Source organism: Enterococcus sp. DIV0170, assembly GCF_051710765.1.
Lineage (GTDB): Bacteria > Bacillota > Bacilli > Lactobacillales > Enterococcaceae > Enterococcus_A > Enterococcus_A raffinosus.
Genome location: NZ_JBIOLG010000002.1, coordinates 57,925 through 77,767, shown reverse-complemented (window position 1 = coordinate 77,767; position 19,843 = coordinate 57,925). Strand labels below are relative to the sequence as shown.

The 19,843-nt window shown below is 38.5% G+C and carries 24 protein-coding genes and 1 pseudogene; 8 read left to right on the top strand and 17 right to left on the bottom strand.

Annotated elements, in window-relative coordinates; translation table 11 throughout:
- The first annotated feature begins 67 nt into the window (after positions 1 to 67).
- Positions 68 to 781 carry a MurR/RpiR family transcriptional regulator gene (locus IGI50_RS16050; protein ID WP_010743863.1) on the top strand — a complete coding sequence of 238 codons (714 nt, stop codon included), beginning with the start codon at positions 68 to 70 and terminating at the stop codon, positions 779 to 781.
- Positions 782 to 817: 36 nt separating this feature from the next.
- Here IGI50_RS16050 and IGI50_RS16045 read toward each other — a convergent pair whose 3' ends face one another.
- The 6 genes from IGI50_RS16045 to IGI50_RS16020 form a co-directional block, all read right to left on the bottom strand.
- Entirely contained in the window at positions 818 to 1,435 is a 618-nt protein-coding gene (locus IGI50_RS16045; protein WP_028021193.1) for an ABC transporter permease, read from the bottom strand.
- A complete protein-coding gene (locus tag IGI50_RS16040; protein ID WP_438777672.1) occupies positions 1,435 to 2,343 on the bottom strand; it encodes an osmoprotectant ABC transporter substrate-binding protein in 909 nt (302 codons plus the stop codon). The genes IGI50_RS16045 and IGI50_RS16040 overlap by 1 nt, the downstream gene beginning before the upstream one ends.
- Before the next feature lie 4 nt (positions 2,344 to 2,347).
- Positions 2,348 to 2,968 (bottom strand): ABC transporter permease, encoded by a 621-nt coding sequence (locus tag IGI50_RS16035; protein WP_222227559.1) that lies wholly within the window; start codon positions 2,966 to 2,968, stop codon positions 2,348 to 2,350.
- 11 nt (positions 2,969 to 2,979) lie between these two features.
- Positions 2,980 to 4,101 carry an ABC transporter ATP-binding protein gene (locus IGI50_RS16030; RefSeq protein ID WP_438777671.1) on the bottom strand — a complete coding sequence of 374 codons (1,122 nt, stop codon included), beginning with the start codon at positions 4,099 to 4,101 and terminating at the stop codon, positions 2,980 to 2,982.
- Positions 4,102 to 4,171: 70 nt separating this feature from the next.
- Entirely contained in the window at positions 4,172 to 4,942 is a 771-nt protein-coding gene (locus IGI50_RS16025) for an SDR family NAD(P)-dependent oxidoreductase (protein ID WP_028021195.1), read from the bottom strand.
- Positions 4,943 to 5,120: 178 nt separating this feature from the next.
- Positions 5,121 to 5,687, bottom strand: coding sequence for a glycerol-3-phosphate responsive antiterminator (locus IGI50_RS16020; protein WP_028021196.1), 567 nt, complete (start codon positions 5,685 to 5,687; stop codon positions 5,121 to 5,123).
- Between the two features lie 429 nt (positions 5,688 to 6,116).
- On the opposite strand from IGI50_RS16020, the gene IGI50_RS16015 reads away from it, so the two are divergent.
- On the top strand, positions 6,117 to 7,376 hold the full coding sequence (locus tag IGI50_RS16015) for an MFS transporter (protein WP_438777669.1): 1,260 nt from the start codon (positions 6,117 to 6,119) through the stop codon (positions 7,374 to 7,376).
- A 41-nt stretch (positions 7,377 to 7,417) separates the two neighbouring features.
- Here the strand turns inward: IGI50_RS16015 and IGI50_RS16010 are convergent, their stop codons facing one another.
- Entirely contained in the window at positions 7,418 to 7,825 is a 408-nt protein-coding gene (locus IGI50_RS16010; protein WP_010743871.1) for a pyridoxamine 5'-phosphate oxidase family protein, read from the bottom strand.
- 19 nt (positions 7,826 to 7,844) lie between these two features.
- Complete coding sequence (locus IGI50_RS16005) at positions 7,845 to 8,726, bottom strand: diacylglycerol/lipid kinase family protein (RefSeq protein WP_438777668.1); 882 nt, start codon at positions 8,724 to 8,726, stop codon at positions 7,845 to 7,847.
- A gap of 189 nt (positions 8,727 to 8,915) precedes the next feature.
- On the opposite strand from IGI50_RS16005, the gene IGI50_RS16000 reads away from it, so the two are divergent.
- The gene (locus IGI50_RS16000) at positions 8,916 to 9,236 is read left to right on the top strand and encodes a DUF960 family protein (protein ID WP_060789344.1); all 321 of its coding nucleotides are present in this window, start codon (positions 8,916 to 8,918) and stop codon (positions 9,234 to 9,236) included.
- Positions 9,237 to 9,263: 27 nt separating this feature from the next.
- On the opposite strand, the gene IGI50_RS15995 is transcribed toward IGI50_RS16000, so the two are convergent.
- Positions 9,264 to 9,701: a universal stress protein gene (locus tag IGI50_RS15995; protein ID WP_010743874.1), complete on the bottom strand. Its 438-nt coding sequence runs from the start codon at positions 9,699 to 9,701 to the stop codon at positions 9,264 to 9,266.
- A 208-nt stretch (positions 9,702 to 9,909) separates the two neighbouring features.
- On the opposite strand from IGI50_RS15995, the gene IGI50_RS15990 reads away from it, so the two are divergent.
- Positions 9,910 to 10,281 carry a hypothetical protein gene (locus IGI50_RS15990; protein WP_438777667.1) on the top strand — a complete coding sequence of 124 codons (372 nt, stop codon included), beginning with the start codon at positions 9,910 to 9,912 and terminating at the stop codon, positions 10,279 to 10,281.
- 253 nt (positions 10,282 to 10,534) lie between these two features.
- On the opposite strand, the gene IGI50_RS15985 is transcribed toward IGI50_RS15990, so the two are convergent.
- From IGI50_RS15985 to IGI50_RS15975, 3 genes are all read right to left on the bottom strand, one after another.
- On the bottom strand, positions 10,535 to 10,777 hold the full coding sequence (locus IGI50_RS15985; RefSeq protein ID WP_010743876.1) for a hypothetical protein: 243 nt from the start codon (positions 10,775 to 10,777) through the stop codon (positions 10,535 to 10,537).
- Positions 10,778 to 11,340: 563 nt separating this feature from the next.
- Entirely contained in the window at positions 11,341 to 12,516 is a 1,176-nt protein-coding gene (locus tag IGI50_RS15980) for a M28 family metallopeptidase (RefSeq protein WP_438777666.1), read from the bottom strand.
- 88 nt (positions 12,517 to 12,604) lie between these two features.
- Positions 12,605 to 13,393, bottom strand: coding sequence for a MerR family transcriptional regulator (locus IGI50_RS15975; protein ID WP_035019737.1), 789 nt, complete (start codon positions 13,391 to 13,393; stop codon positions 12,605 to 12,607).
- Between the two features lie 189 nt (positions 13,394 to 13,582).
- Between IGI50_RS15975 and IGI50_RS15970 the strand changes: the two genes are divergently transcribed.
- Together IGI50_RS15970 and IGI50_RS15965 are read left to right on the top strand one after the other, a co-directional pair.
- Positions 13,583 to 13,837, top strand: coding sequence for a DUF5960 family protein (locus IGI50_RS15970; protein ID WP_028020897.1), 255 nt, complete (start codon positions 13,583 to 13,585; stop codon positions 13,835 to 13,837).
- On the top strand, positions 13,824 to 14,084 hold the full coding sequence (locus IGI50_RS15965; RefSeq protein WP_010743878.1) for a hypothetical protein: 261 nt from the start codon (positions 13,824 to 13,826) through the stop codon (positions 14,082 to 14,084). Before IGI50_RS15970 ends, IGI50_RS15965 begins: the two co-directional genes overlap by 14 nt.
- 36 nt (positions 14,085 to 14,120) lie before the next feature.
- Here IGI50_RS15965 and IGI50_RS15960 read toward each other — a convergent pair whose 3' ends face one another.
- The 5 genes from IGI50_RS15960 to IGI50_RS15940 form a co-directional block, all read right to left on the bottom strand.
- Positions 14,121 to 14,546, bottom strand: a complete 426-nt coding sequence (locus tag IGI50_RS15960; RefSeq protein ID WP_010743879.1) for a universal stress protein — start codon at positions 14,544 to 14,546, stop codon at positions 14,121 to 14,123.
- A 440-nt stretch (positions 14,547 to 14,986) separates the two neighbouring features.
- Complete coding sequence (locus tag IGI50_RS15955; protein WP_010743880.1) at positions 14,987 to 15,247, bottom strand: hypothetical protein; 261 nt, start codon at positions 15,245 to 15,247, stop codon at positions 14,987 to 14,989.
- A 159-nt stretch (positions 15,248 to 15,406) separates the two neighbouring features.
- Positions 15,407 to 16,165, bottom strand: coding sequence for a MerR family transcriptional regulator (locus IGI50_RS15950; RefSeq protein ID WP_438777665.1), 759 nt, complete (start codon positions 16,163 to 16,165; stop codon positions 15,407 to 15,409).
- A 115-nt stretch (positions 16,166 to 16,280) separates the two neighbouring features.
- Entirely contained in the window at positions 16,281 to 16,709 is a 429-nt protein-coding gene (locus tag IGI50_RS15945) for a universal stress protein (RefSeq protein ID WP_028020776.1), read from the bottom strand.
- 156 nt (positions 16,710 to 16,865) lie between these two features.
- Complete coding sequence (locus IGI50_RS15940; protein ID WP_438777664.1) at positions 16,866 to 17,603, bottom strand: C39 family peptidase; 738 nt, start codon at positions 17,601 to 17,603, stop codon at positions 16,866 to 16,868.
- Positions 17,604 to 17,853: 250 nt separating this feature from the next.
- Here IGI50_RS15940 and IGI50_RS15935 point away from each other — a divergent pair, with 250 nt between their 5' ends.
- Positions 17,854 to 18,003 carry a hypothetical protein gene (locus tag IGI50_RS15935; protein WP_438777663.1) on the top strand — a complete coding sequence of 50 codons (150 nt, stop codon included), beginning with the start codon at positions 17,854 to 17,856 and terminating at the stop codon, positions 18,001 to 18,003.
- Positions 18,004 to 18,487: 484 nt separating this feature from the next.
- Positions 18,488 to 19,830 (top strand): annotated as a pseudogene (locus IGI50_RS15930) (IS1182 family transposase).
- Positions 19,831 to 19,843: the final 13 nt, after the last annotated feature.

The following is a 19,843-nucleotide window of genomic DNA, read 5'->3' as shown; positions in this document are numbered from 1 at the left end:
CTTTTTAGATCCTGATTATGCTATTCTGAATGTAAGATAACTCAATGAGAATTAGGAGGAATGCCTCATGAAAATACAGCTGGATCGGTTAAACGATTTAGAAATAAGCATCCACAATCGTTTAACGCTAGAAAGCAAAGAAAATCCAAACCTGACCATCACGGAAGCGGCAAAGCTTTCAGGTGTTTCACCCTCCAAAATTTCTAAACTTGTCAAAAAAATGGGCTTCTCTGGCTACAAAGAATATTTTCGTTTTTTGACTGGCAAAGAATTAATTAAACAAAAAAAATTAAATAGCGAATTTGCTCGTATCAAGGATTTCATGGAGAATTTTGATGAATCAACGGTAGATTATTTAGCTGGATTGATTCAGCAGTCGGATAAAATTTTACTTTTTGGTTATGGTCCGACAAATTTTTGTATGGAATATTTTGAGTACAAATTAAATTTTACTCTCAATAAAAATGTCATTCGAGTGAGTCAGCCTTCCTTGATTCCTGATTTGTTAACGGAGGACTCTTTGCTACTGATTTTTTCTGTCGCTGGAAAATTCGCGAATTTTGATCCATTGTTTGAAGAAGCGAAAAAGCATCATGCCAAGTCTTTATTGGTAATGGAGGAAATGAACACTGATTTAACTCTTGATGCCAGTGAGATCATCTTCTTGACTAAGTCGCACCAAGATGAGCATTTAAAGTCTCATGAAAAAACTCGAACCATTTTATTGATGTACATCGAAGAAGTCATACGTCAATTAACGAAAGAAGACCTCCGCGAATAACTTGCGGAGGTCTTCTTCATTTCTAAACATTTATCACTATTTCATGATCCAATCAAATAGCCAATCCATCATTATTGCAATAAACGCACATAGGACTGCTCCAACGACAATAATTGGACCGCCATCCGTAATCGCGATTCCACGCAAGATGACATCACCGACCCCGCCAGCGCCAACGAAAGAACCAATCGTCGTAATCCCTACTGAAATTACTAGCGCATTGCGCACACCAGCTAATATCACTGGCATCGCTAATGGTATTTTGATCATATAAAGAATTTGATAGCGATTCATACCAATTCCCTTTGCACTGTCTATATACATTGGATCTACATTTACTAATCCAACATACGTATTTTTGACGATAGGTAACAATGAATACAGAACTACGGTTGCAACTACAGTATTTTGTCCTAAGCCCATTAAAATCAAGAGAACTGTCAGCATCGCAATGGAAGGGATCGTTTGAATCACATTGATGAGACCAATCACAAGATCAGAAAGTTTCTGTCGTTCAGATAATAGAATGCCTAAAGGAAATCCAATTAAAAAAGTTAATACCACGCCAATCACAGAGATATACACATGCACGCCAAATTGCGTAATCAAGTACGAAGAGTTTTCGCTCAAATATTGTATCAAATTATCAAACATTAGCTTCCCTCCTCAAAATAATTATGCTTTTCCAAAAAGCGCCGAGCAATGAGCTTTGGCTCTAGGAGTTCATTATCAGATTCATAATTCAACCGCTGCATCGCTTCTGTATCAATCGTATTCTGTAATTTCAGTAAAAGTGGTTTTAGTTCTGGATATTTTTTTAAAGTATCTCCTGAGACGACAACACTTGCTGTATAGGGTGGGAAAAATTTCAAGTCGTCTTCTAGCATCACAAGATCATAACTGCCCACTCGTCCATCTGTAGAGTATCCTAAGATTACATCCAGTTCCTTAGAGACGAGTGCATCATAAAGCAAACCGACCTGCATCGGATAAACCCGTTGAAACTTCGTATCATAAGCTTCCGTATAACCTTTATAGCCATCGCCTTCTCGCTTATACCACGTCTGATCGGAGCCTAGACGCATTTTGTCCGCGCATTTTTTTAAATCACTAACGGTTTTTAAGTCATATTTTTGGGCAGTTTCTTGCGTGACCATAAACGTAAACTGATTAGAAAAGCCATAGCTTGGGAACCATTCAAAGCCAAATCGCTGGTCAAACTCTCGTTGTACAATTTTTAGTGCTTTTGCGGGGTCTTTCTCTGTTGGGAGTCCTAAAGTTCCAATCAAATCTGTTCCTGTATAACGTGTAGGTGCAATATCCAGGTCCCCTCGAAGCATGGCTTCATGCATCAAGTTTGCTGATCCTAGATTATTTAGATAAACGATCTTTTTATCCGTTGAATGCTGAAGCAGTTCAACTACGATATTCCCTAATATCTGAGATTCCGATGTGACACCACCCGCAACCGTGATCGTATCATTCTTATTAGAAAAATTTTGCACGACAAAACTTCCGAAAAGCAGGAGCATCGCAGCTAATAATAACACGCGCTTTTTCATCGATTCACCCTCTATCCATCGTTAGTTTTGCTTCTGAACGTTTAAGCAATGCATCAGAAAGTAAGGCTAGCAGCGTGATCGGAATTGTTCCCATCAATACTAAATCCATTCGATACAGATTCAATCCGTTAAAAATAAAATCTCCCAATCCACCAGCCCCGATATAGGATGCCAAGGTGGTCCATGAGATAACATAAACCGTCGATACCCGAATACCTGCCATAATAACGCCTATTGCTAGGGGCAGTTCAATTTGCACTAATCGCTGCATCTGAGACATCCCCATCCCTTTAGCAGCATCCAAATAGGTCGCATCGACTGATTTAATTCCTACATAGGTGTTTCTTAGAATTGGCAACAGTGAATATAAAAACAGCGCGATCACCGCTGGAATCTTTCCAATCCCAAAAAAAGGAATCATAATCGATAACAGTGCCAGTGACGGAATGGTTTGAAAAACACCTACAACCTTAATCACAGTTTCTGAACCCTTTTCTACACGAGTTAAGAGCGCGCCCAGCGGAACAGCCACGAGGATGCCAAGAAAAATCGCTAAAAAGGACAAATAAAAATGTTCCCAGAATTTCAATAAAATCTCATTACCATATTCTGACCAAAAATTCATGTCATCCCCTCCTACTGCAATTGTTCTTGTACAAGCGACACTAGTGATGAGCGCGTCACGATACCCACTAAGTGTTCCTCGTCATCCACTACCGGCAAGTATTTAAAAACATGATTAATCAGGGGTTCAATGACATCCGCTACTCGATCCTTTTGATTCACACTTGCCGTATCTGTTCTCATTACCTCAAAAACTGAAGAAGTCGGTTTAAGTTTGGAAATATTTCGTTCAACAAAGTTGATATCAATAAAGCCCTTCAAGCAATTTTGATCGTCTACAACAAGCAAAGTATCCACTTTTTTTTCTGACATTTGGCGGATTGCTTCGGTGATTGATTTACTTAAGGAGATCGATTCGACTCGATCCACCATCAAATCAGATACAGTCATCTCGTTATTGTAATACCCATTACGCTTCCGCTTTCCAATCAGCTCCTCTACAAAATCGTTGGCTGGCTTTTCTAAGATTGTATCGACCGTATCATATTGAACAATCTCCCCATGATCCATAATAATAATTTTGTCCGCCAGCTTGATTGCTTCATCCATATCATGCGTAACGAAAACAATGGTCTTTTTCATCTCCTGCTGCAAGCCTTTAATCATCTCCTGCAACGCATCTCGCGTAATTGGATCCAAAGCACCGAACGGCTCGTCCATCAGAATGATATCTTGACTAGCAGCTAATGCTCGAATTACACCAATTCGCTGTTGCTGACCGCCTGAAAGATTCTTCGGTTTTCGTTCTAAATACTCGATGGGTAAATCTACTCGCTGAATCAGCCGTTCCGCAACTCCTGATTTTTTTTCCTCACTCCATTTCAACAGCTTAGGAACGATCATAATGTTTTCACGTATTGTCATATGAGGAAATAATCCAATATTCTGGATCACATAGCCAATCTGTCTCCGCAATTCGTCCTCGTTCAGTTTAGTAACATCTTGTCCGTTAATTTTGATACTGCCACTTGAGGGCTCAATCATCCGATTAATCATTCGAACCAACGTAGTCTTTCCGCTTCCACTCGTACCGATAACACAGATGAATTGATTGTCCTCGATCGTTAAGTCAAAGGGCTGTACAGCAAACGCTTTTTCTCCATATCTTTTTTCTACCTGCTCAAACTCGATCATACCAATGATTCCTCCGTCCTTATGTATAGCCGTGACAAAAAATGCTGTCACGACGTTTAAAATTGACTGATTACCTTACTCGGTATCCGCCATCGACTGACAAAATATGTCCATTAACAAAATTTGAAGCTGGACTAGCTAAATAAACTAAGGCTCCCATCAAGTCTACATCCTCCGCAAAATAGTTCGTGGGAACGTGGGCCAAGACGCGTTGAGTGATTTCCGAATCCTCGCTTTCAGTCCTATCAGTAATCATATATCCCGGAGCGATACCATTTACCTGAATATTGCTACTTGCCAATTCATCACAATAAGCTTTTGTTAGACCGACTAATCCATGCTTTGCTGCAGCATTTGCTGGTGATTGCTGTCCACCCAAAAAAGAGAATAAGGAGCAGATATTAATGATCTTGCCGCTTTTTTGTGAAAGCATCACTTTTGCTGCTTCGTGAGACATCTCAAATGCAGCCGTCAGATTCAATTGAATCATTGGGTCCCATTTTGAACGATCGAACTTTGTTACTTCTGCTGACAGGTGCATTCCAGCACAATTCACCAAGATATCTACTGTCCCAAAAACCTCCACACAGTGTTCTACTACCTGCTGCGGAACACCCTCTTCTGTTAGATCCACTTCCATAAAAACGTAGCACGAACCCGTTTCCTCAATAATTTTCTGTGTTGTTCCATCGTCATCAATCAAACTAGGCACAAGGATGTTTGCTCCACATTTGGCTAATGCTAATGAGAATGCTCGTCCAATCCCTGTATTCCCTCCTGTTACGATGGCAACTTTTCCATCCAGTGAAAAAAGATCCATACTGAATTCTGTGATTTCCATTTATCTTCCCTCCGATTGTATGATAGCTAATTACTGACGCAATTAATTCTCTTCATTCCCGACCGAATCTACTCAGTTTTAACCGTTTGTACTAAAATCAAAATAAAAAAGCGAACACCAAATAAGCTGGTGTCCGCTTTTCTCTGTCCTCTTAGCAACAACTACCGTTTTTCATTTTTTATATTTCCCAAACATCCATGTTGGTTGTTGAAATGGCAACTGCACCCGCCTGCAAAGCCGTCATAACTAATTCCTTATCACAAACTAAACCACTTGCTACAATAGGCACATCTACAACTTCTTGTACCCATGATAAAACTTTAGGCATCGCCCCTGGCAAAACCTCCACAACATCTGCCTTTGATGTTCCTAATTGTTTCGGTAAATTATGATAAGACTTCGAATCAATCAAAAAGAAACGATGAATCGTAAACATTCCTCTGGCATTCGCCGCTCGCAAAAGAATTGATTTTGAGCTGATAATACCATCAGCTTTTGTCGCCCGTTTTAAATAGTCAACGGCCGTCTCCTTTGTCGCTAACCCATCAATCAAGTCCACATCTACCATTACGATTTTTCCCGCTTCTTTCAAGCGATCAACGATGTCCACGATGCTGCACACATCTCCGTAAAGGACGAAGATAATGTCGCTTTCACAGGTCAATGCCTTCTCAAAACTGCGCTTATTATTGATGGCAGCAATTAGCGGATTGTCCTCCATCATTTGAATAATTTTTTCCTTCATCTTCACCCATATCCCTACCAACGTAATTTAATACGCTTTCATTCTAGCGTGGCTCACAAATCTATGTACGAGAAATTTCTGAGAATAACAAAATATTTTTTCAGACTTTATCTTGCTTACTCAACATTTCTTGATTCATTATGATTGTGTTTCTTCAGTCTAAGGGATAACCGCTTTTTCGTCAATCACACTAAAAAAATCTATTTTTCGAATAAACATTGATATATCGGCATTATTCAAGCAAAAAAAACTCAAAAATTTAGATGAAAAATATTTTTGAACTATTTTGGGTACAAAAAATTGTTGACATCGCTTTCACTCCCTTCTATACTTTGGGTGTTACTGGAGACCAGAGAGAAGTAACGCTTACTTAAGCGTTGCTTCTTTTTTGTTTTTTTGTAAGAAAATTCACAAACAGGAGGGTGTTATATGAACAAGCAAGCAGTAAAAAAATGGGGAACCTTGTTGCTATTGTCAGCCGGTGCTGGAATTATCTTTCAGCTCCCTTACATTCGAGAAACGTTTTATGTACCGATCCAGAAAGCTATGAATTTAACCAACGCACAAATGGGGATGTTATCATCCGGCTATGCTACGATGGCGACCTTTTCTTACTTTATTGGAGGAATCGTAGCCGATAAGTTCTCAGCCCGTAAATTGCTGACCTTTTCTTTCTTAGCTACGGGGGTTCTTGGTTTTTGGTTTTCAACTTTTCCGGGATTTCAAGTAAGCCGAATTATTTTTGTATTGATGGGAATTTCTACCATCATCACTTATTGGTCGGCAGCCATCAAAGCGACTCGGATGCTAGGAGACAGTTCGGAACAAGGACGTTTGTTTGGTTGGCAAGAAGGGTTACGTGGTCTGTTGAATGCTCTATTGGTATTCGGAATGACAGCCGTATACAGTCGCTTTTCGAACGAAGTTTTAGGAACTACTTGGGCTATTCGTGTCTGTGCAATCGCTGTTATTATTATCGGTATTTTAAATTGGTTTGTAATTGAAGATACGACAGCCGAAACTCATACAGAGCCAATTTCAAAAGTTGCCATCGGAATGTTTAAAACGTTGAAAATGCCTCGCACATGGGTATTAGTAGCGATCGTATTTTTTGCATACAGCATTTATGGTATTTTAGGCTACATCAACACCTATGCAATTAATGTCTATGGTTTATCCGTTGCCGGAGGAACCACGCTCGGTGGTGTCCGTTATTTAGTCCAGGCTGCCGGAGGAATTATCGGAGGGATTATCGCAGATAAACTGGGATCACGTATCCGTGTTATTATTGGCGGGGCCGCTCTATTAACACTCTGCTTCGCAGGCTTCTTGGTATTGCCTGAAAGTGCAGGATTATTAGTCGCAATCATTGCAAACTTTATCTTCGGTTTGTTCCTGATCTATGTGGTTCGCAGTCAATATTTTGCTATCATTGATGATGCTGGCTTCCCAGTTGAAATGACTGGTCGTGTTTCAGGTATTGTCTCTTGTTTAGGTTATTTACCAGATGTCTTTATGTACACAATGATTGGTGGATGGCTAGATGCAAATCCTGGAAAAGCTGGTTTTAACATGATGTTCATGTATGCAATCGCAATGGGTGTAGGCTGTATTATCTTCTCATTCGTTCTAACAGCGATCATTAAAAAAGATAAAGCCGCTGCTGCTGTCTCTACTGAAATTGAATAAAAAAAACGTTTCATCCCTTGAAACTCGAGGGATGAAACGTTTTATTTTTCCGGTACATCTAAAAATTCACCATGCATATTCTCATAATGCTTCACACTCAACGTTTCAAACACAGCGATCATTGGATGCTCATAGTTCAATTCCTTTTGAAATTCATTTAACTGAGCAGCTAATTTCTTGTATTCGACCAACTCTTCAGCAAAAAGATAGCCTTTTAAAGCGATACTCTCGTGTTTTTCTTTGTCAAAACAAAAGAGACTGCCACTACGATTTTGTCGAATATTCTCTGCTGTTCGACCGTCACCATTGATATAAAACTTGAAATAGTAAAAGCCATTTCGTTCAAGCGGCGGTGACACAGCAATCGCATGAGGAAATCCGCGATTGTCGATCGTAATTAAGGTGAACGTATCGGCTTTCGTTAATAATGCTTCCATGCCTTTATCCATTGAAAAAACCTCCTATCTTTTATTTTTCTGGTACATAAAGCGGCACAAAGTCTGCCAAAAATTCTACCGTTAACGGTAACGCGGGACCCTTATCGCCATCGATTCGGGAATAAATGGTTTTGTCCGTCAAAGGCTTTAATTCCAATTTGTTTGTCTCCAAATACGTCAATGAATCTGACTCCTTCAGACGTCCTGTAAAGACTAATCGGAAAAGTTGAAGAAGCTTCCGAAAGCGCATATTGTGCAGAATGCTGACATGCAGTTCGTCGTAATCTGAATCTACATAGGTCCTTCCCCCAATCGAATGGGTCGTTGTCGCTAAAGAAAACCAAACCTTCAGTTTTTCGTGATAATTGTCTGCCTTGATTTCTACTGGATAAGACGTATCCTTGCCTATTTGTTTCATCGCCTTTAGTGGATAGACGATTAAACCAAATTTCTGCTTCTCACTTTGGCGTACTTCGTTTGAGATATCCGCAAATGAGCCAAAGGTGAAGGAACTGATTACTGCTTTTTGTCGATCTTGACAAGCAGCGATGCCGACATTTCGCTGATGACCAGCGATAATGACATCCATCGCTTCTTCTTCATCCATAGGCAAGTGCCAACGCTTCGCAAAGTTATTGATTGTTCCTCCTGGAATAATTCCCAGCGGTATTGCTTTTCCTGCTTGAACAAATGCTGTTCCAACAATATTCAACGAACCATCGCCGCCGATGGACACTATTCCATCAAGTTTCTCGATTGCTTTCTTCACTGTTTCGACCGCCTTTTCAGGATCAGGAGCGGTTAAGTAATCTGCGGAATGTCCGGCTTGTTCCAATTTTTCACACATTCGCTCTGCTAATTTTTCTGCATTTCCATCCCCAGCATTCGGATTAAAAAATATTCCATAATGCATCTTTTTCACCCTCATTCAATACTTTTAAAAATTAATCGTGTTTACTAATTAATCCACCCTTTTCAATTTTACTTTATCATTTTTAATCTAAAAAAACTGTTTCAACGAACTAAATTTCTAGAAAATGATTGCTTTTACTTTTTTTCTTAAAAAAAACTGCTATGATAAAGCAAAGAGAGGATGGAGAAAATGTTTGAACCAACAAAACCACGACATAGTGATGTCCCTTTTGACGTTGTTCCTGAACACATGCAGCAGGAAATTTGGCACATGATTTTTATGCGTCCTATGAAAGGACTGCCCCTTACTTCGCCACAGCGCTTCCATTTTTTTAAAAACAAAATTGCTGGCACATTGAGTGTCGTTTACTCACAAAGTGACCCTTATTTTTCTGATGGGATCACGGCCCCTTATGTTGAAGCTTATAAAGACATTGAATTTCCAAAAGCCATGTATGTCTATGATGACGGCAATGAATTACTTATGACATTAGACGAAAAAACCGTCTGACATTTCAGTCAGACGGTTTTAGTTTATCTATTTTACGACCATCACGTTACAAGGTGCTTGGTTTACTACATATGCAGTTGTTGAACCGACCAGCAGCAATGACAATGCCCCTAGTCCAGTTGCACCTATTACGATTAAATCTATCTCTAATTTTTCTGCTAGTTCGACAATCTCGCGCTTAGGATTGCCGGCAATGATTTGAGAAGTCAAATGAACTTCTTTTTCCTCTGCCACACGGTGCTGCTCTAGCTCATTAATAATGCTTTGGGCTTTTTCATGGACCTCCTGCATCAATGGAATGGAACTCCCACCTGTTGTCCCAGTAAAACTAGCTGTATCAATCACTGTCGTCAAGGTCAACTTCCCCTTATTTCTCTTCGCGATATTGATTGCTTCGTCAAACGCCTTTTTAGATTGTTCAGAGCCATCCACAGCAACCAAAATATTTTTATATTCATCAACCATTTTTACCGCCCCTTTCAAATCCTAGTTTATCATTTTGCTTTTCTTTCGAAAAATAAAAATCGTCGTTTCTCTTTATTTTTTTACTTTTACAATCATTAAAACTGCTTTAAAGATGATCGAATAAATTGTTCTTCACTCTGTAAGGTGCTAAACTTTCTTCACGAACGAATAGATAATTCTACACTGATTTTCCGAAAGGAGAAATAAAATGAACAACTCACAACGAAGAAAAGCACACTTGATTATTCACAGTGCTTCCACCGCTGCTGCAGGGGTTGGTGCAGGAATGGCACAACTTCCATTTCCCGATGCTACTGTCCTGTTGCCGATTCAAACGGCAATGGTCATTGCGTTGGGCAAAGTTTTCCATATTAAACTTGAAGAGGGTGCTGCTAGAGCCTTGGCAACACAATTTCTAGCGCAAAAGGCTGGGCAAATGACTGCAAGGTTTTTAGCTGGAAAGCTCCCAGTCGCCGGAAATATCGTTAACGGTTCTACTGCTGCTGCTATCACTGAAAGCTACGGCTGGATGATCGCTAGAGAATTTGCAGGAGATTACGAAAAAAAACTCAAAGTATAATATTTTTTTTATTGCTCTTGAACTTCTTTTAAATGGCTTGAGACTTCGCTATACTTATAGGCGTGGATGAACTTGGTGTTTTACTCGTTCAATGATGTAGTCCGCATTTAAGACAGAGGTGCTGGTTCGATTCCAGCCGTCCACGTAAAAAAGAAGCTGAGAGGCTTCTTTTTTTTATTACGATTACCATTTCACAAAGGTTTTTAATGACAAGAAAAGAGGATCACTCATGATGAGTGATCCAAAGTAGATTTTAGAATACGTTTTTACTTAATAAGCTTTCTGCTTTTTCAGACAAAAAGAAAAACTTAAATTGATTTTTGATAGAGCCATTGCTATCAAAGATATTTCCCTGGATGAAGCCATGTTTCTTCAGATTATCTAAACTATTTTCAAATTCAGTTTTAGAAGTCTCGAAGAAATGGTGACTTAAATTGCCAAAGTTTTTCTTCGCGATCTCATCCAAAATATAGTACTCCAAATCTTTTAATTTCATTCTATCCCCCCTTTCTGGAGGATTATAATACCACTAAAAAAACAAATTTGAGATAATTTTCACAAATTATTTTTTTTATGTATAAAATTCTTATTTAATTGACACAATAAAATTAAGACTTTTAACAGAAAACCCCCATCTTCCTGTAAATAAGCTACAATAATTCAGTTTTGTCCAACTTCTCAACTTTATTAAATTCATTATAAACACTTATTTCAATCAGTGATTTTGTCTGTATTATTTATTTTTTTATTATGTCTTTCGTGCTTTCACGTATTTTTAATTTGTCACTCTTTACTTCTTTTCTTCAATGGGGTAGGATTCCTTTTGGTAACAGTTTTTCTGTTAGAAACATTGAATAGAAGGATTACTGATATGAAGAAAATCTATGCTTGGCTCTATCGCCAACCTCGACACAAAATCTATCGCTTACTTTTAATCGTCTGCCTTCTTTTTTGGTTTGCGCTCTTTTTTCTATTTAAATGAATCTATTGATAAAATTTATGTAGCGAAACAGCAAAATTGAACAACTGTGTCTCTTCGTTCTGTATTCGCTAACTGTCCTAAAGTGCCCGCAACAACTTCGCGATGAACTTTGCGCCGAGCGCAAGCGTCTCGTAATCTACCGTATCTTTTATATCTTTTGGAGTATGTGTCCTCTTTAAGCCCCCTGAAAAAAAATCCTGAGAGGTCACTGCTAGACTTGCCACACCCTTGAACGCATAGATGGCATGGTCTCCAGAATACCATTCTGGCCCCTTTGCTACCATGGGATTGTCATCACAAAGCTTTTCCAAAATAGCCGCGAACCTGCTGTCCATATTATAGGTGGATATAGCAATTCCCGATCCAACATTTCCGACACTGTCTATATTGATAACAAGCGCAAACTCTTTGTTTTTCCGTTTACAATCATTTAAATAGATTAATTCACCAGTTGCTTCGTAATATTCCTCACTATTAAATGGAACAAAATCAATAGCATAGTTTAAGTTTTCTTTCTTCAATAATTCCATGGTCTGCATCATCATCACTAAACCCGCAGCGTTATCAAGTGCACCGGGAGTCTCATACTTGCTATCCATATGTGCACAAACTAGGGTATTCCCCTTCGCATTTTTCGCCTTTTTCTGTGCAATGAGTTGACGACTTCTCACTTGCTCAATGTGAGAGTCAATGACCAGTTTAAGCAAATTATTTTTAAACACGGGCTTCATTTTTTCCCATTCTTCATATGAAATATAGGCGGAGGGAACTTTAAAATTACCATCTTCAAATAAGGAAAAGGGCTTTAAGCCATAGGTAGGATGTTCTCCAGTCACTGCAACAATCGCAGCTACTCCACTATCTTCTAACGCATCAATTAGTTCTTTGTGTTCATTAGGATAATAAAAAGGATAATCTTTTGGTTGTAAAGATGCCTTGGTTAATTGACTATGAAGAAACACTATTTTTTTTCGACAATCAAGACTTTTCAGCTCCTTAAGCGATCCGGCTGTTACCCATTTCGCTTCATCTCTGTAGGGTCTCGAAAAAGGACTAGGCATTACCGGATACTTCTTCCCATCTACTACTATAAATGAATGACTTTTATGCCAAGTAAAGCAAGGAAAAGGAAGGGATTTCACCTCATAAGCCATCTTCTGAAACAGCTCTTCAAGTTGTTCAAGTATTCGATTATTTATTGTTGTGCCTACGGGTCGCTCCTTTGCTATCCTACTCATCCATTTGTTGATCATTTTTCCATCCCTTTATTCGTATTAGAGAAATCTTTCTCTACAATAGAATAACTGAATCAGAAAGGGGTGGTGTACAACTGTAAGGCAGTTATAAGGTAGAAAGCTCATCAAAAATTGCTGGAATCTTTTCTGCGGCTGCCAATATTTTTTTTAGCTCCGTTTGCCACCGATCTCCGACAGACAATTCAAAATGCCACCGATCTTCAGTAGGAATCTCCTTTTGATCGACCGGCTCATTCAGAGCTTTCAAAACTTGTTCTCCTCGTCCTTGTTCATACAGCATAATACTTTTCTGAATCGCCGTGATACTGTAACCAGCTTGACGTAGCATGTAGATAACAGTCATCTTTTCTAATTCTTCATCGTCATAGCGTATTTCTCCTAAATTTCCAGTAACACTTGCTTTTATCAAACGATTCCGCTCCCAATTTCTCACTGTTTCTACGGTAACCCCAAACAATTCTGCCGCTTCTTTTCTAGAAAGATGATCTTGTTTAGACGTGAGGGGCCCTTCATTTTTATCTGTTGCCCAATGATGTAGAATATCAGCAGTTCTTTGAGCAAGTTTGTATTCATTTTCGATAATCTTCAAATAGTCAATTGCATATTCTTTCCCTGACTGCCATTGTTTTTTTCCAGAGGCCCACATAACCTTATTTCCAGCGTCTCGAATCTTTCTATTTGTAAACGAGTAGCCAAAAATACATCGACATATTTTTACCTGCAAGACATGCAGGTCGGAAAAAAGGCGATGGCCATTTTTATCTCGTTTTGACAAAGATAGAAACCCTTGTTTTTCATAAAGTCTTATCGTATTGGGATGAAGGTTAAACACCCTTGCCAAATCGATTGGTCGGTATTTTTTTTCTATTCTCATAGTCAACTCCATCTTAAATATCTTTTCATGTTCATCCGTACTGACTGCTAAACAGCAGATATTTTTATTTTATCAAGCATCGTCCTGTGCAGAAATACTTTTCTTTTTGCGTATTTTATTTTGAAAAATAGTCGCATACTACTTTACTTTACGAACAAATGTTCGTATAATGATTTTGAGGTGATGACCATGTCTATGATTAGTCCAGATTCTGTTGAAATTTTTTATCGAACCTATGATTCTCTAGTAAAAGACTCCCTGCCGTTAGCATTATTTTTGAGCCAAATTACTGCTAAGATGGATGAAGAAAATCGTGATTACTTTGTTATCCCTGCTAAAAAAACCGGCCGCAAAAAAGATATTTATTTTCAGTTTGAGCGTAAGAACGATGAGCTCGTTTTCAAAGGTATCCATACGAGGAGGAAGGAAAATGGAATCTCTTAAAGGAACCGTATCAAAACTAAAAATCATTCAATTTTCACAGCAGCCTTTGGTCTATTTTCAGCTAGAAAACACCCATTGCTTAATCGCGGCTCACTCACTGAATTTTCTTGCGGATGTCGAAAACGGTATGAAGATTCTTGTCCTGGGTAAACGAAATGCTCGCGGACAATTAATCATTGCAAAATACGCCGTGTTAGGAAAAACAAAACTCATGAATGATTTTCAAACCTACCAAACAGCAAGCTAAAAGCCAGCGCATATCATGTGCTGGCTTTCTTTTCTATTAACGAACAACCATAACATTGCATGGTGCATTATTGACTACATAAGCCGTTGTTGATCCTAGCAACAAGCGCGAAAATGTTCCCGTTCCTGTCGCCCCCATCAGAATCAAGTCAATCTTCTTCTCTTCAGCGTACGCGACAATTTTGGCTTTTGGGTTCCCATCATCAATAATCGATGTATAGGAAATATCTTCTGGAATCAGCTCCTCTAAGGATTCGACCGTTGCACCAGCTGCTTTCCTTGCTTCTTTAACGATGTGTTCAACCGCATATGGTTCGGCGCCTAAATGATTGGTGTCTGACACGATCAAAATATACAAATGCGCGTCATTTCTACGAGTAACTTCAATTGCCTCTTGAAAAGCTCGACGTGCTTGGTCCGATGAATCCACCGCAACTAGTATTTTCTTGTATGATTCTTTCATAAAAAGCCCCCCTTTATTCTTTATACAATTTAATTGTAAGCCTTTTCATCTACAAATATCAAGGAATTTCATTATCTCCTTTTATCGGCTCAAAAAAAGCACCTTGATCACCAAGGTGCTTAAAGGGGATGCTAGTCAAATAAAACTAGCTAAGAAAGATTGAGAGAGGTCTTCCTCATACTCATATTTTAACAGATTTGTCCTTCTTTTTGGTGTTTTTTTGAATTGTTTTTTTAACATTTTTAAATTTATTCTGAATCTGACTAAATAATTTCATTCCACAAAAGTGTCTTTTTTTTTAATTATGTCAGAATACGATTATTAAAAAGATTATTTTACTTAAATAGTGCTATTTCCAAACATTCAAAAATCTTTTTTATCGCTATTTTTATGAGTCAGCAATCAGTTTGATATTTTTTTCACAAATGCGGGTAAAAAAATTAAACCTTTACGTATTCTAATTCGAAACCCTTTGAATCATTTTTCATAGCGACCTTGTATGCGGTAGCTAATGTCTTCATGGTCGCAGGATCTAAAGCCAATTTCATAAATGTGGGCAGCTCCATTGCTTCTACATCCGCTTCCTGTTGTGTCGCTATCGGCTGCATCATCTTAGCAAAGCCGCCTGTGATTGAAATATTTTGTTTCTCACAACGAATGGCATCTCTTAACTCCATTGGATTTGCAACTACTTTTTTCATTCCCATCACCTCTTCTTTTTTTTGATGATAGCATAGCTAATAATAGAAATCAATAATTTTGTGAATTAAAACACAAAATTTCTTTTTTATTTTATGGAAGCTCAGCGTTCCTTGAGCTTACTGGCATTAAAAAGGGATTGAGAAAAACTTCTCAATCCCTTATTTCGTATAATATTGAATAATCTCACATAACGCTTCTGTTGCACCCAATCCGCATTTCTCATCATAGTAATCGGTGAAATGCTCATCACTAAGATACAACTCACTTAAACTTCGATGGGCTTCCTTTGTATATTTTTCCCAACTATATTGCAGCCACAATCTATGTAAAGAAAAAATCTCCTCTACTAGTGAACTAGGCACGCCCCCTTCTTTTACGTATCGGGATAACTTATCGAACAGTTGATTTTCAATATCATCCATCTTTAAATAATCAAAGTCACTCATTTCTAGCCAGTCCTGATTAGAACTTTTCACCGCTACTCCTCCATAGCTTTCTCGGATCTCTTCTCCATAGTTCTCTTCATTTTCTATTAACGATTTGTGTTGAAGTGTTCCAAATCTTTCTTTGTTCATCATCTTGATTTCCCCTTTATAATAAAGCAGTGTATTATCAAAAGTTTGCAACAAACGAGCCAATTCTTCTTGTTTTTCCACCACTTTAGCTCTTTGCTCTAACAAGGTCTCTAGAATTCTTTCAGCTGGCCGATCCACCAGAGTCTTGATCACTCTCAAAGGAACACCCGCCGATCGGTACAATAAAATCTGCTGCAGCTTATCCATCTCTTTTTCTGTATATCTCCGATAACCTGCCTTATCTAAATAAACAGGCATTAGCAAGCCTCGCTTTTCATAAAATAGTAACGTGCGAATGCTGAGCCCTGAGATTTCCGCTACCTCTTTGATCGTATACTCCATCTGATCCCTTCTTACTATTTATCGGTTCATTCATACAATACTTTGGTTTTTTAAACGTCCTCAACTTGTGAGGTCAAGGAAAAACCAGCAGTATTCTGCTGGCAGCCGATGTCTACTATTTAACAACCATGACATTACAAGGCGCATTATTCACCACATAATCTGTCGTAGAACCGACCAATCTGCGTTCAATTGCTCCTTTTCCTGTTGCCCCCATATAAATTAAATCGATCTTATAGATTTCAGGCAATTCAAAACAAAGAGCCTTCTTAGGACTCCCGACACAGGTAACCATTTGCTTATTATAGTAATCAATCCCAGCCACTTCTTCTTCCAGCTGCTTAATTGCGACACGCTTTTCTTCTTCGATAATCTGGGAAACAGGCGTCGCGCTATTTATTAGCAATCCCGTAGTATTGACAACCCGTGCGATGTACAAACGTGCATTATTTCTACGTGCGGCTTCAACTGCTTCCATTAATGCCTGGTGCGATTGTGGTGAACCATCGACTGCAGCTAGAATATTATAATAGCGTTCTTTCATTGTGCCTTCCCCCTTTGTTCCAGTATAGCAACCAGAAAAAGATTTGTAAGCACTTTTTCAAACCAAAAGATTGTTGTAAAACAATGATTTGTGGGTTTGGCTTTTTTCAAAAAACAATAAAAAACCACTTCAAAATGCATCGAAGTGGTAAAAAGTTTATATTTTTTCTAGATAAAGGGATTGCTGGTCAGATTCTTTGTAAATATCTTCTAGGTCAGACCAATCAACTTCGCGGTTCTGATACCCATAAGGATCATTTACATAGACAATTTCTTTCTCACGATCAAAACCTGTGATAACCGCAGAATGAATCAGTGGTGTGACATACATACTCCCTTGATCAGTCTCCCACAGCAGCCAGTCATCGTCCTTGGGAACTTGAAAATCCACCGTCGCAACAATCCACACAGGTTTCCCGCTGGCAACAACATTAATGAGTTTATCAAAGGGTGTCTTCTCACTAGACACCACGCGATAATCATCGCTTACATATTCCTTTGCCAACTTCGCTATAGGCTCAACCGCAACACCCATTGCTTCATCGCCTCCCGTTATATCTCCGACAAAGCCTAGATGAGGATTTCCGTGATTTCCTGATTCTGTATAAAGCGGTTGATAATCTAATTCATCAGCTAGTTCATTTTTATTCGTCTCATAGCCGTAATAGCGCAATAGCATAGATAACGCCGTCACCTCACAGCCATTTTCCAACGCCTCTCCATCAAACTGACTTTCCAAAGGAACATTGAGAACCACTTTATTTTTTTGCTGTGGCTGTTCAATGAGCTCTGTCAGTTCATTTTTTCCTTTAGCAAAGTAGATAATCCCTCCAAGTAATGCGATAAAAAACAACAGTATTATTATTCTCTTTTTCTTCATGCCATCACCTAACATTAATAGTCCATCGGAAATTATACGGTTTATTAGGAAATGTACCAAAGAAAAACCCTTAAACTAAAACTAGTTTAATACTTTTTTATCTTATTAAAAAACACACTTTAAGGATTTGATAAATTCATTGCCTTTTAGAGCATTTACAAACTTTTTATTAGTAAAACTAATTAACTCTGTGCTATAGTGATCATTGGAATTTCGTTATCAACTTGATCGTTGCCTTTCGTCACTACAAGAAAGGAGAATGACTATGACATTCGATAACAAAAATATGCAATACCGTGTCACATTGAATACTGATTTAAATCTTTTTATCGTTTTTGATAAAAACAATAAGAACCACGTAGCAACCGGTGTAACGATTGAAAAAGCGGTACAAGAATTGCAAAAAACAAAATAGAATTTCCTTCATACGAACAAGGATTTCAGTTTCACTCCAAGCTTTAGATTGGTTAGTGAAATGACATACGGGTTGAGAATAAGACTCATTTTTTCTCAAAAAATGAATTCCTTAATATGAACAAGGAGTGACTCTTCAATGGAAGACGCGAAATTGCGTTAAAAGCACCTGCTGTGAATCCACGGTAGGTGCTTTTTTGTGTCAGAATTCAGACTCGATCCATTTTAAAATTATCGGCAATGTTCACTTCTGTGTTCCTCATTTGACTTCCTTAGCAAAAAATATTTTCAAGCGCTCTGCTGAATCTTATCTCCCTCCTTCTTCTAGCAATAAATTTTTTTTTAATTTTCTAAACGTTGATTTAAAGGCAATAGAAATATATTTCTATTGCCTCAGACTGTAGACAAAGTCCATTTTATGGATGCTGTCTACAGTTTTTTCTTTTATAATGGATTTATGAAACCGAATACAGGAGGGATAGTTTATGATGTCCAAAAACAATACGAATGGTAGAAACCAATTCGCGATGCTCACGATTGATGATCTGGTCCCTCATAATCACCTTGTTCGAAAGATTGATGCGGCGATTGATTTTGAGTTCATTTATCCAATTGTTGAAGAGTCTTATTCAACTCTAGGACGACCAAGCATTGACCCCGTTATTCTTATCAAATTAGTGTTTATCCAATACCTCTTTGGGATTCGCTCCATGCGACAAACAATTAAGGAAGTGGATACTAATATCGCTTATCGTTGGTTTTTGGGATTTTCCTTCGAAGAAGACATCCCGCATTTTTCCACTTTTGGTAAAAATTATGTCCGGCGGTTTCGAGAAACCACGTTGTTTGAAGACATTTTTGCTTATATTTTGGGACAAGCAGTCAAAGCAGGCTTTGTGACAGAAGATAACTTATACCTTGATTCGACGCACATCAAAGCCAATGCCAATAAACATAAGTTCACGAAGGAAATGACTCATGACGAAGCGAAGGCCTATCAAGATGAATTAGAAGATGAAATCAATCGTCAACGAATCGAAGCAGGAAAACGCCCTTTTACTTTGGACTTAGAAAAGGAAGTGGAGCTGAAAGAAAGAAAAATAAGTAAGGCCGATCCAGAAAGTGGCTACTATGTCAAAGGCGAACGAGAAAAACAGTTTGCTTATTCTGCCCATACATCCTGCGATGACAACGGATTTGTTCTTAGCACGATCGTGACTCCCGGAAATATCCATGACAGTCAAGTCGCGTTCCAACTCGTCAAACAATCGAAGAGACTTTTTCCAGAAATCAAACGAGTGATTGCGGATGCCGGTTATAAGACTCCGAAGTTTGTTCACTTTTTGACGCACTGGAAACTTCGGCCAATTTTACCCTACTCACGCCCGAAAGGAAAGAAAGGGTTGTTGCCAAAAAAGAATTTGTCTATGATGAGTTTCACGATTGCTATCTTTGTCCTAACGATCAAATGTTAAAATTTTCTACAGTCAACCGAGAGGGATATCGAGAATACAAATCAAATCCGAAAAAATGCATAAGTTGCCCGTTGCTAAGAAGCTGCACGAAAAGTAAAAATCATCAAAAAGTGATCACACGACACGTTTGGGCGAATTTGATGGATGAAATTGAGCAGCTTCGCCTGACAGATTTGAATAAAGAGATTTACAAAAAGAGAAAAGAAACGATCGAGCGAATATTTGCAGATGCAAAAGAGAAGCATGGGATGCGTTGGACCAAGTATCGAGGCTTGGAAAAAGTCGCGACGCATACGATGCTAGTGTTTGCTGCAATGAATTTGAAGGTAAGCGTCGAAACACAGAGTACCTAGACGACTTTTAGCC

Coding starts and splice junctions, on each gene's coding strand:
- IGI50_RS16050 (WP_010743863.1), top strand. CDS start 68: ATGAAAATACAGCTGGATCGGTTAAACGATTTAGAAATAAGCATCCAC.
- IGI50_RS16045 (WP_028021193.1), bottom strand. CDS start 1,435: ATGTTTGATAATTTGATACAATATTTGAGCGAAAACTCTTCGTACTTG.
- IGI50_RS16040 (WP_438777672.1), bottom strand. CDS start 2,343: ATGAAAAAGCGCGTGTTATTATTAGCTGCGATGCTCCTGCTTTTCGGA.
- IGI50_RS16035 (WP_222227559.1), bottom strand. CDS start 2,968: ATGAATTTTTGGTCAGAATATGGTAATGAGATTTTATTGAAATTCTGG.
- IGI50_RS16030 (WP_438777671.1), bottom strand. CDS start 4,101: ATGATCGAGTTTGAGCAGGTAGAAAAAAGATATGGAGAAAAAGCGTTT.
- IGI50_RS16025 (WP_028021195.1), bottom strand. CDS start 4,942: ATGGAAATCACAGAATTCAGTATGGATCTTTTTTCACTGGATGGAAAA.
- IGI50_RS16020 (WP_028021196.1), bottom strand. CDS start 5,687: ATGAAGGAAAAAATTATTCAAATGATGGAGGACAATCCGCTAATTGCT.
- IGI50_RS16015 (WP_438777669.1), top strand. CDS start 6,117: ATGAACAAGCAAGCAGTAAAAAAATGGGGAACCTTGTTGCTATTGTCA.
- IGI50_RS16010 (WP_010743871.1), bottom strand. CDS start 7,825: ATGGATAAAGGCATGGAAGCATTATTAACGAAAGCCGATACGTTCACC.
- IGI50_RS16005 (WP_438777668.1), bottom strand. CDS start 8,726: ATGCATTATGGAATATTTTTTAATCCGAATGCTGGGGATGGAAATGCA.
- IGI50_RS16000 (WP_060789344.1), top strand. CDS start 8,916: ATGTTTGAACCAACAAAACCACGACATAGTGATGTCCCTTTTGACGTT.
- IGI50_RS15995 (WP_010743874.1), bottom strand. CDS start 9,701: ATGGTTGATGAATATAAAAATATTTTGGTTGCTGTGGATGGCTCTGAA.
- IGI50_RS15990 (WP_438777667.1), top strand. CDS start 9,910: ATGAACAACTCACAACGAAGAAAAGCACACTTGATTATTCACAGTGCT.
- IGI50_RS15985 (WP_010743876.1), bottom strand. CDS start 10,777: ATGAAATTAAAAGATTTGGAGTACTATATTTTGGATGAGATCGCGAAG.
- IGI50_RS15980 (WP_438777666.1), bottom strand. CDS start 12,516: ATGATCAACAAATGGATGAGTAGGATAGCAAAGGAGCGACCCGTAGGC.
- IGI50_RS15975 (WP_035019737.1), bottom strand. CDS start 13,393: ATGAGAATAGAAAAAAAATACCGACCAATCGATTTGGCAAGGGTGTTT.
- IGI50_RS15970 (WP_028020897.1), top strand. CDS start 13,583: ATGTCTATGATTAGTCCAGATTCTGTTGAAATTTTTTATCGAACCTAT.
- IGI50_RS15965 (WP_010743878.1), top strand. CDS start 13,824: ATGGAATCTCTTAAAGGAACCGTATCAAAACTAAAAATCATTCAATTT.
- IGI50_RS15960 (WP_010743879.1), bottom strand. CDS start 14,546: ATGAAAGAATCATACAAGAAAATACTAGTTGCGGTGGATTCATCGGAC.
- IGI50_RS15955 (WP_010743880.1), bottom strand. CDS start 15,247: ATGAAAAAAGTAGTTGCAAATCCAATGGAGTTAAGAGATGCCATTCGT.
- IGI50_RS15950 (WP_438777665.1), bottom strand. CDS start 16,165: ATGGAGTATACGATCAAAGAGGTAGCGGAAATCTCAGGGCTCAGCATT.
- IGI50_RS15945 (WP_028020776.1), bottom strand. CDS start 16,709: ATGAAAGAACGCTATTATAATATTCTAGCTGCAGTCGATGGTTCACCA.
- IGI50_RS15940 (WP_438777664.1), bottom strand. CDS start 17,603: ATGTTAGGTGATGGCATGAAGAAAAAGAGAATAATAATACTGTTGTTT.
- IGI50_RS15935 (WP_438777663.1), top strand. CDS start 17,854: ATGACATTCGATAACAAAAATATGCAATACCGTGTCACATTGAATACT.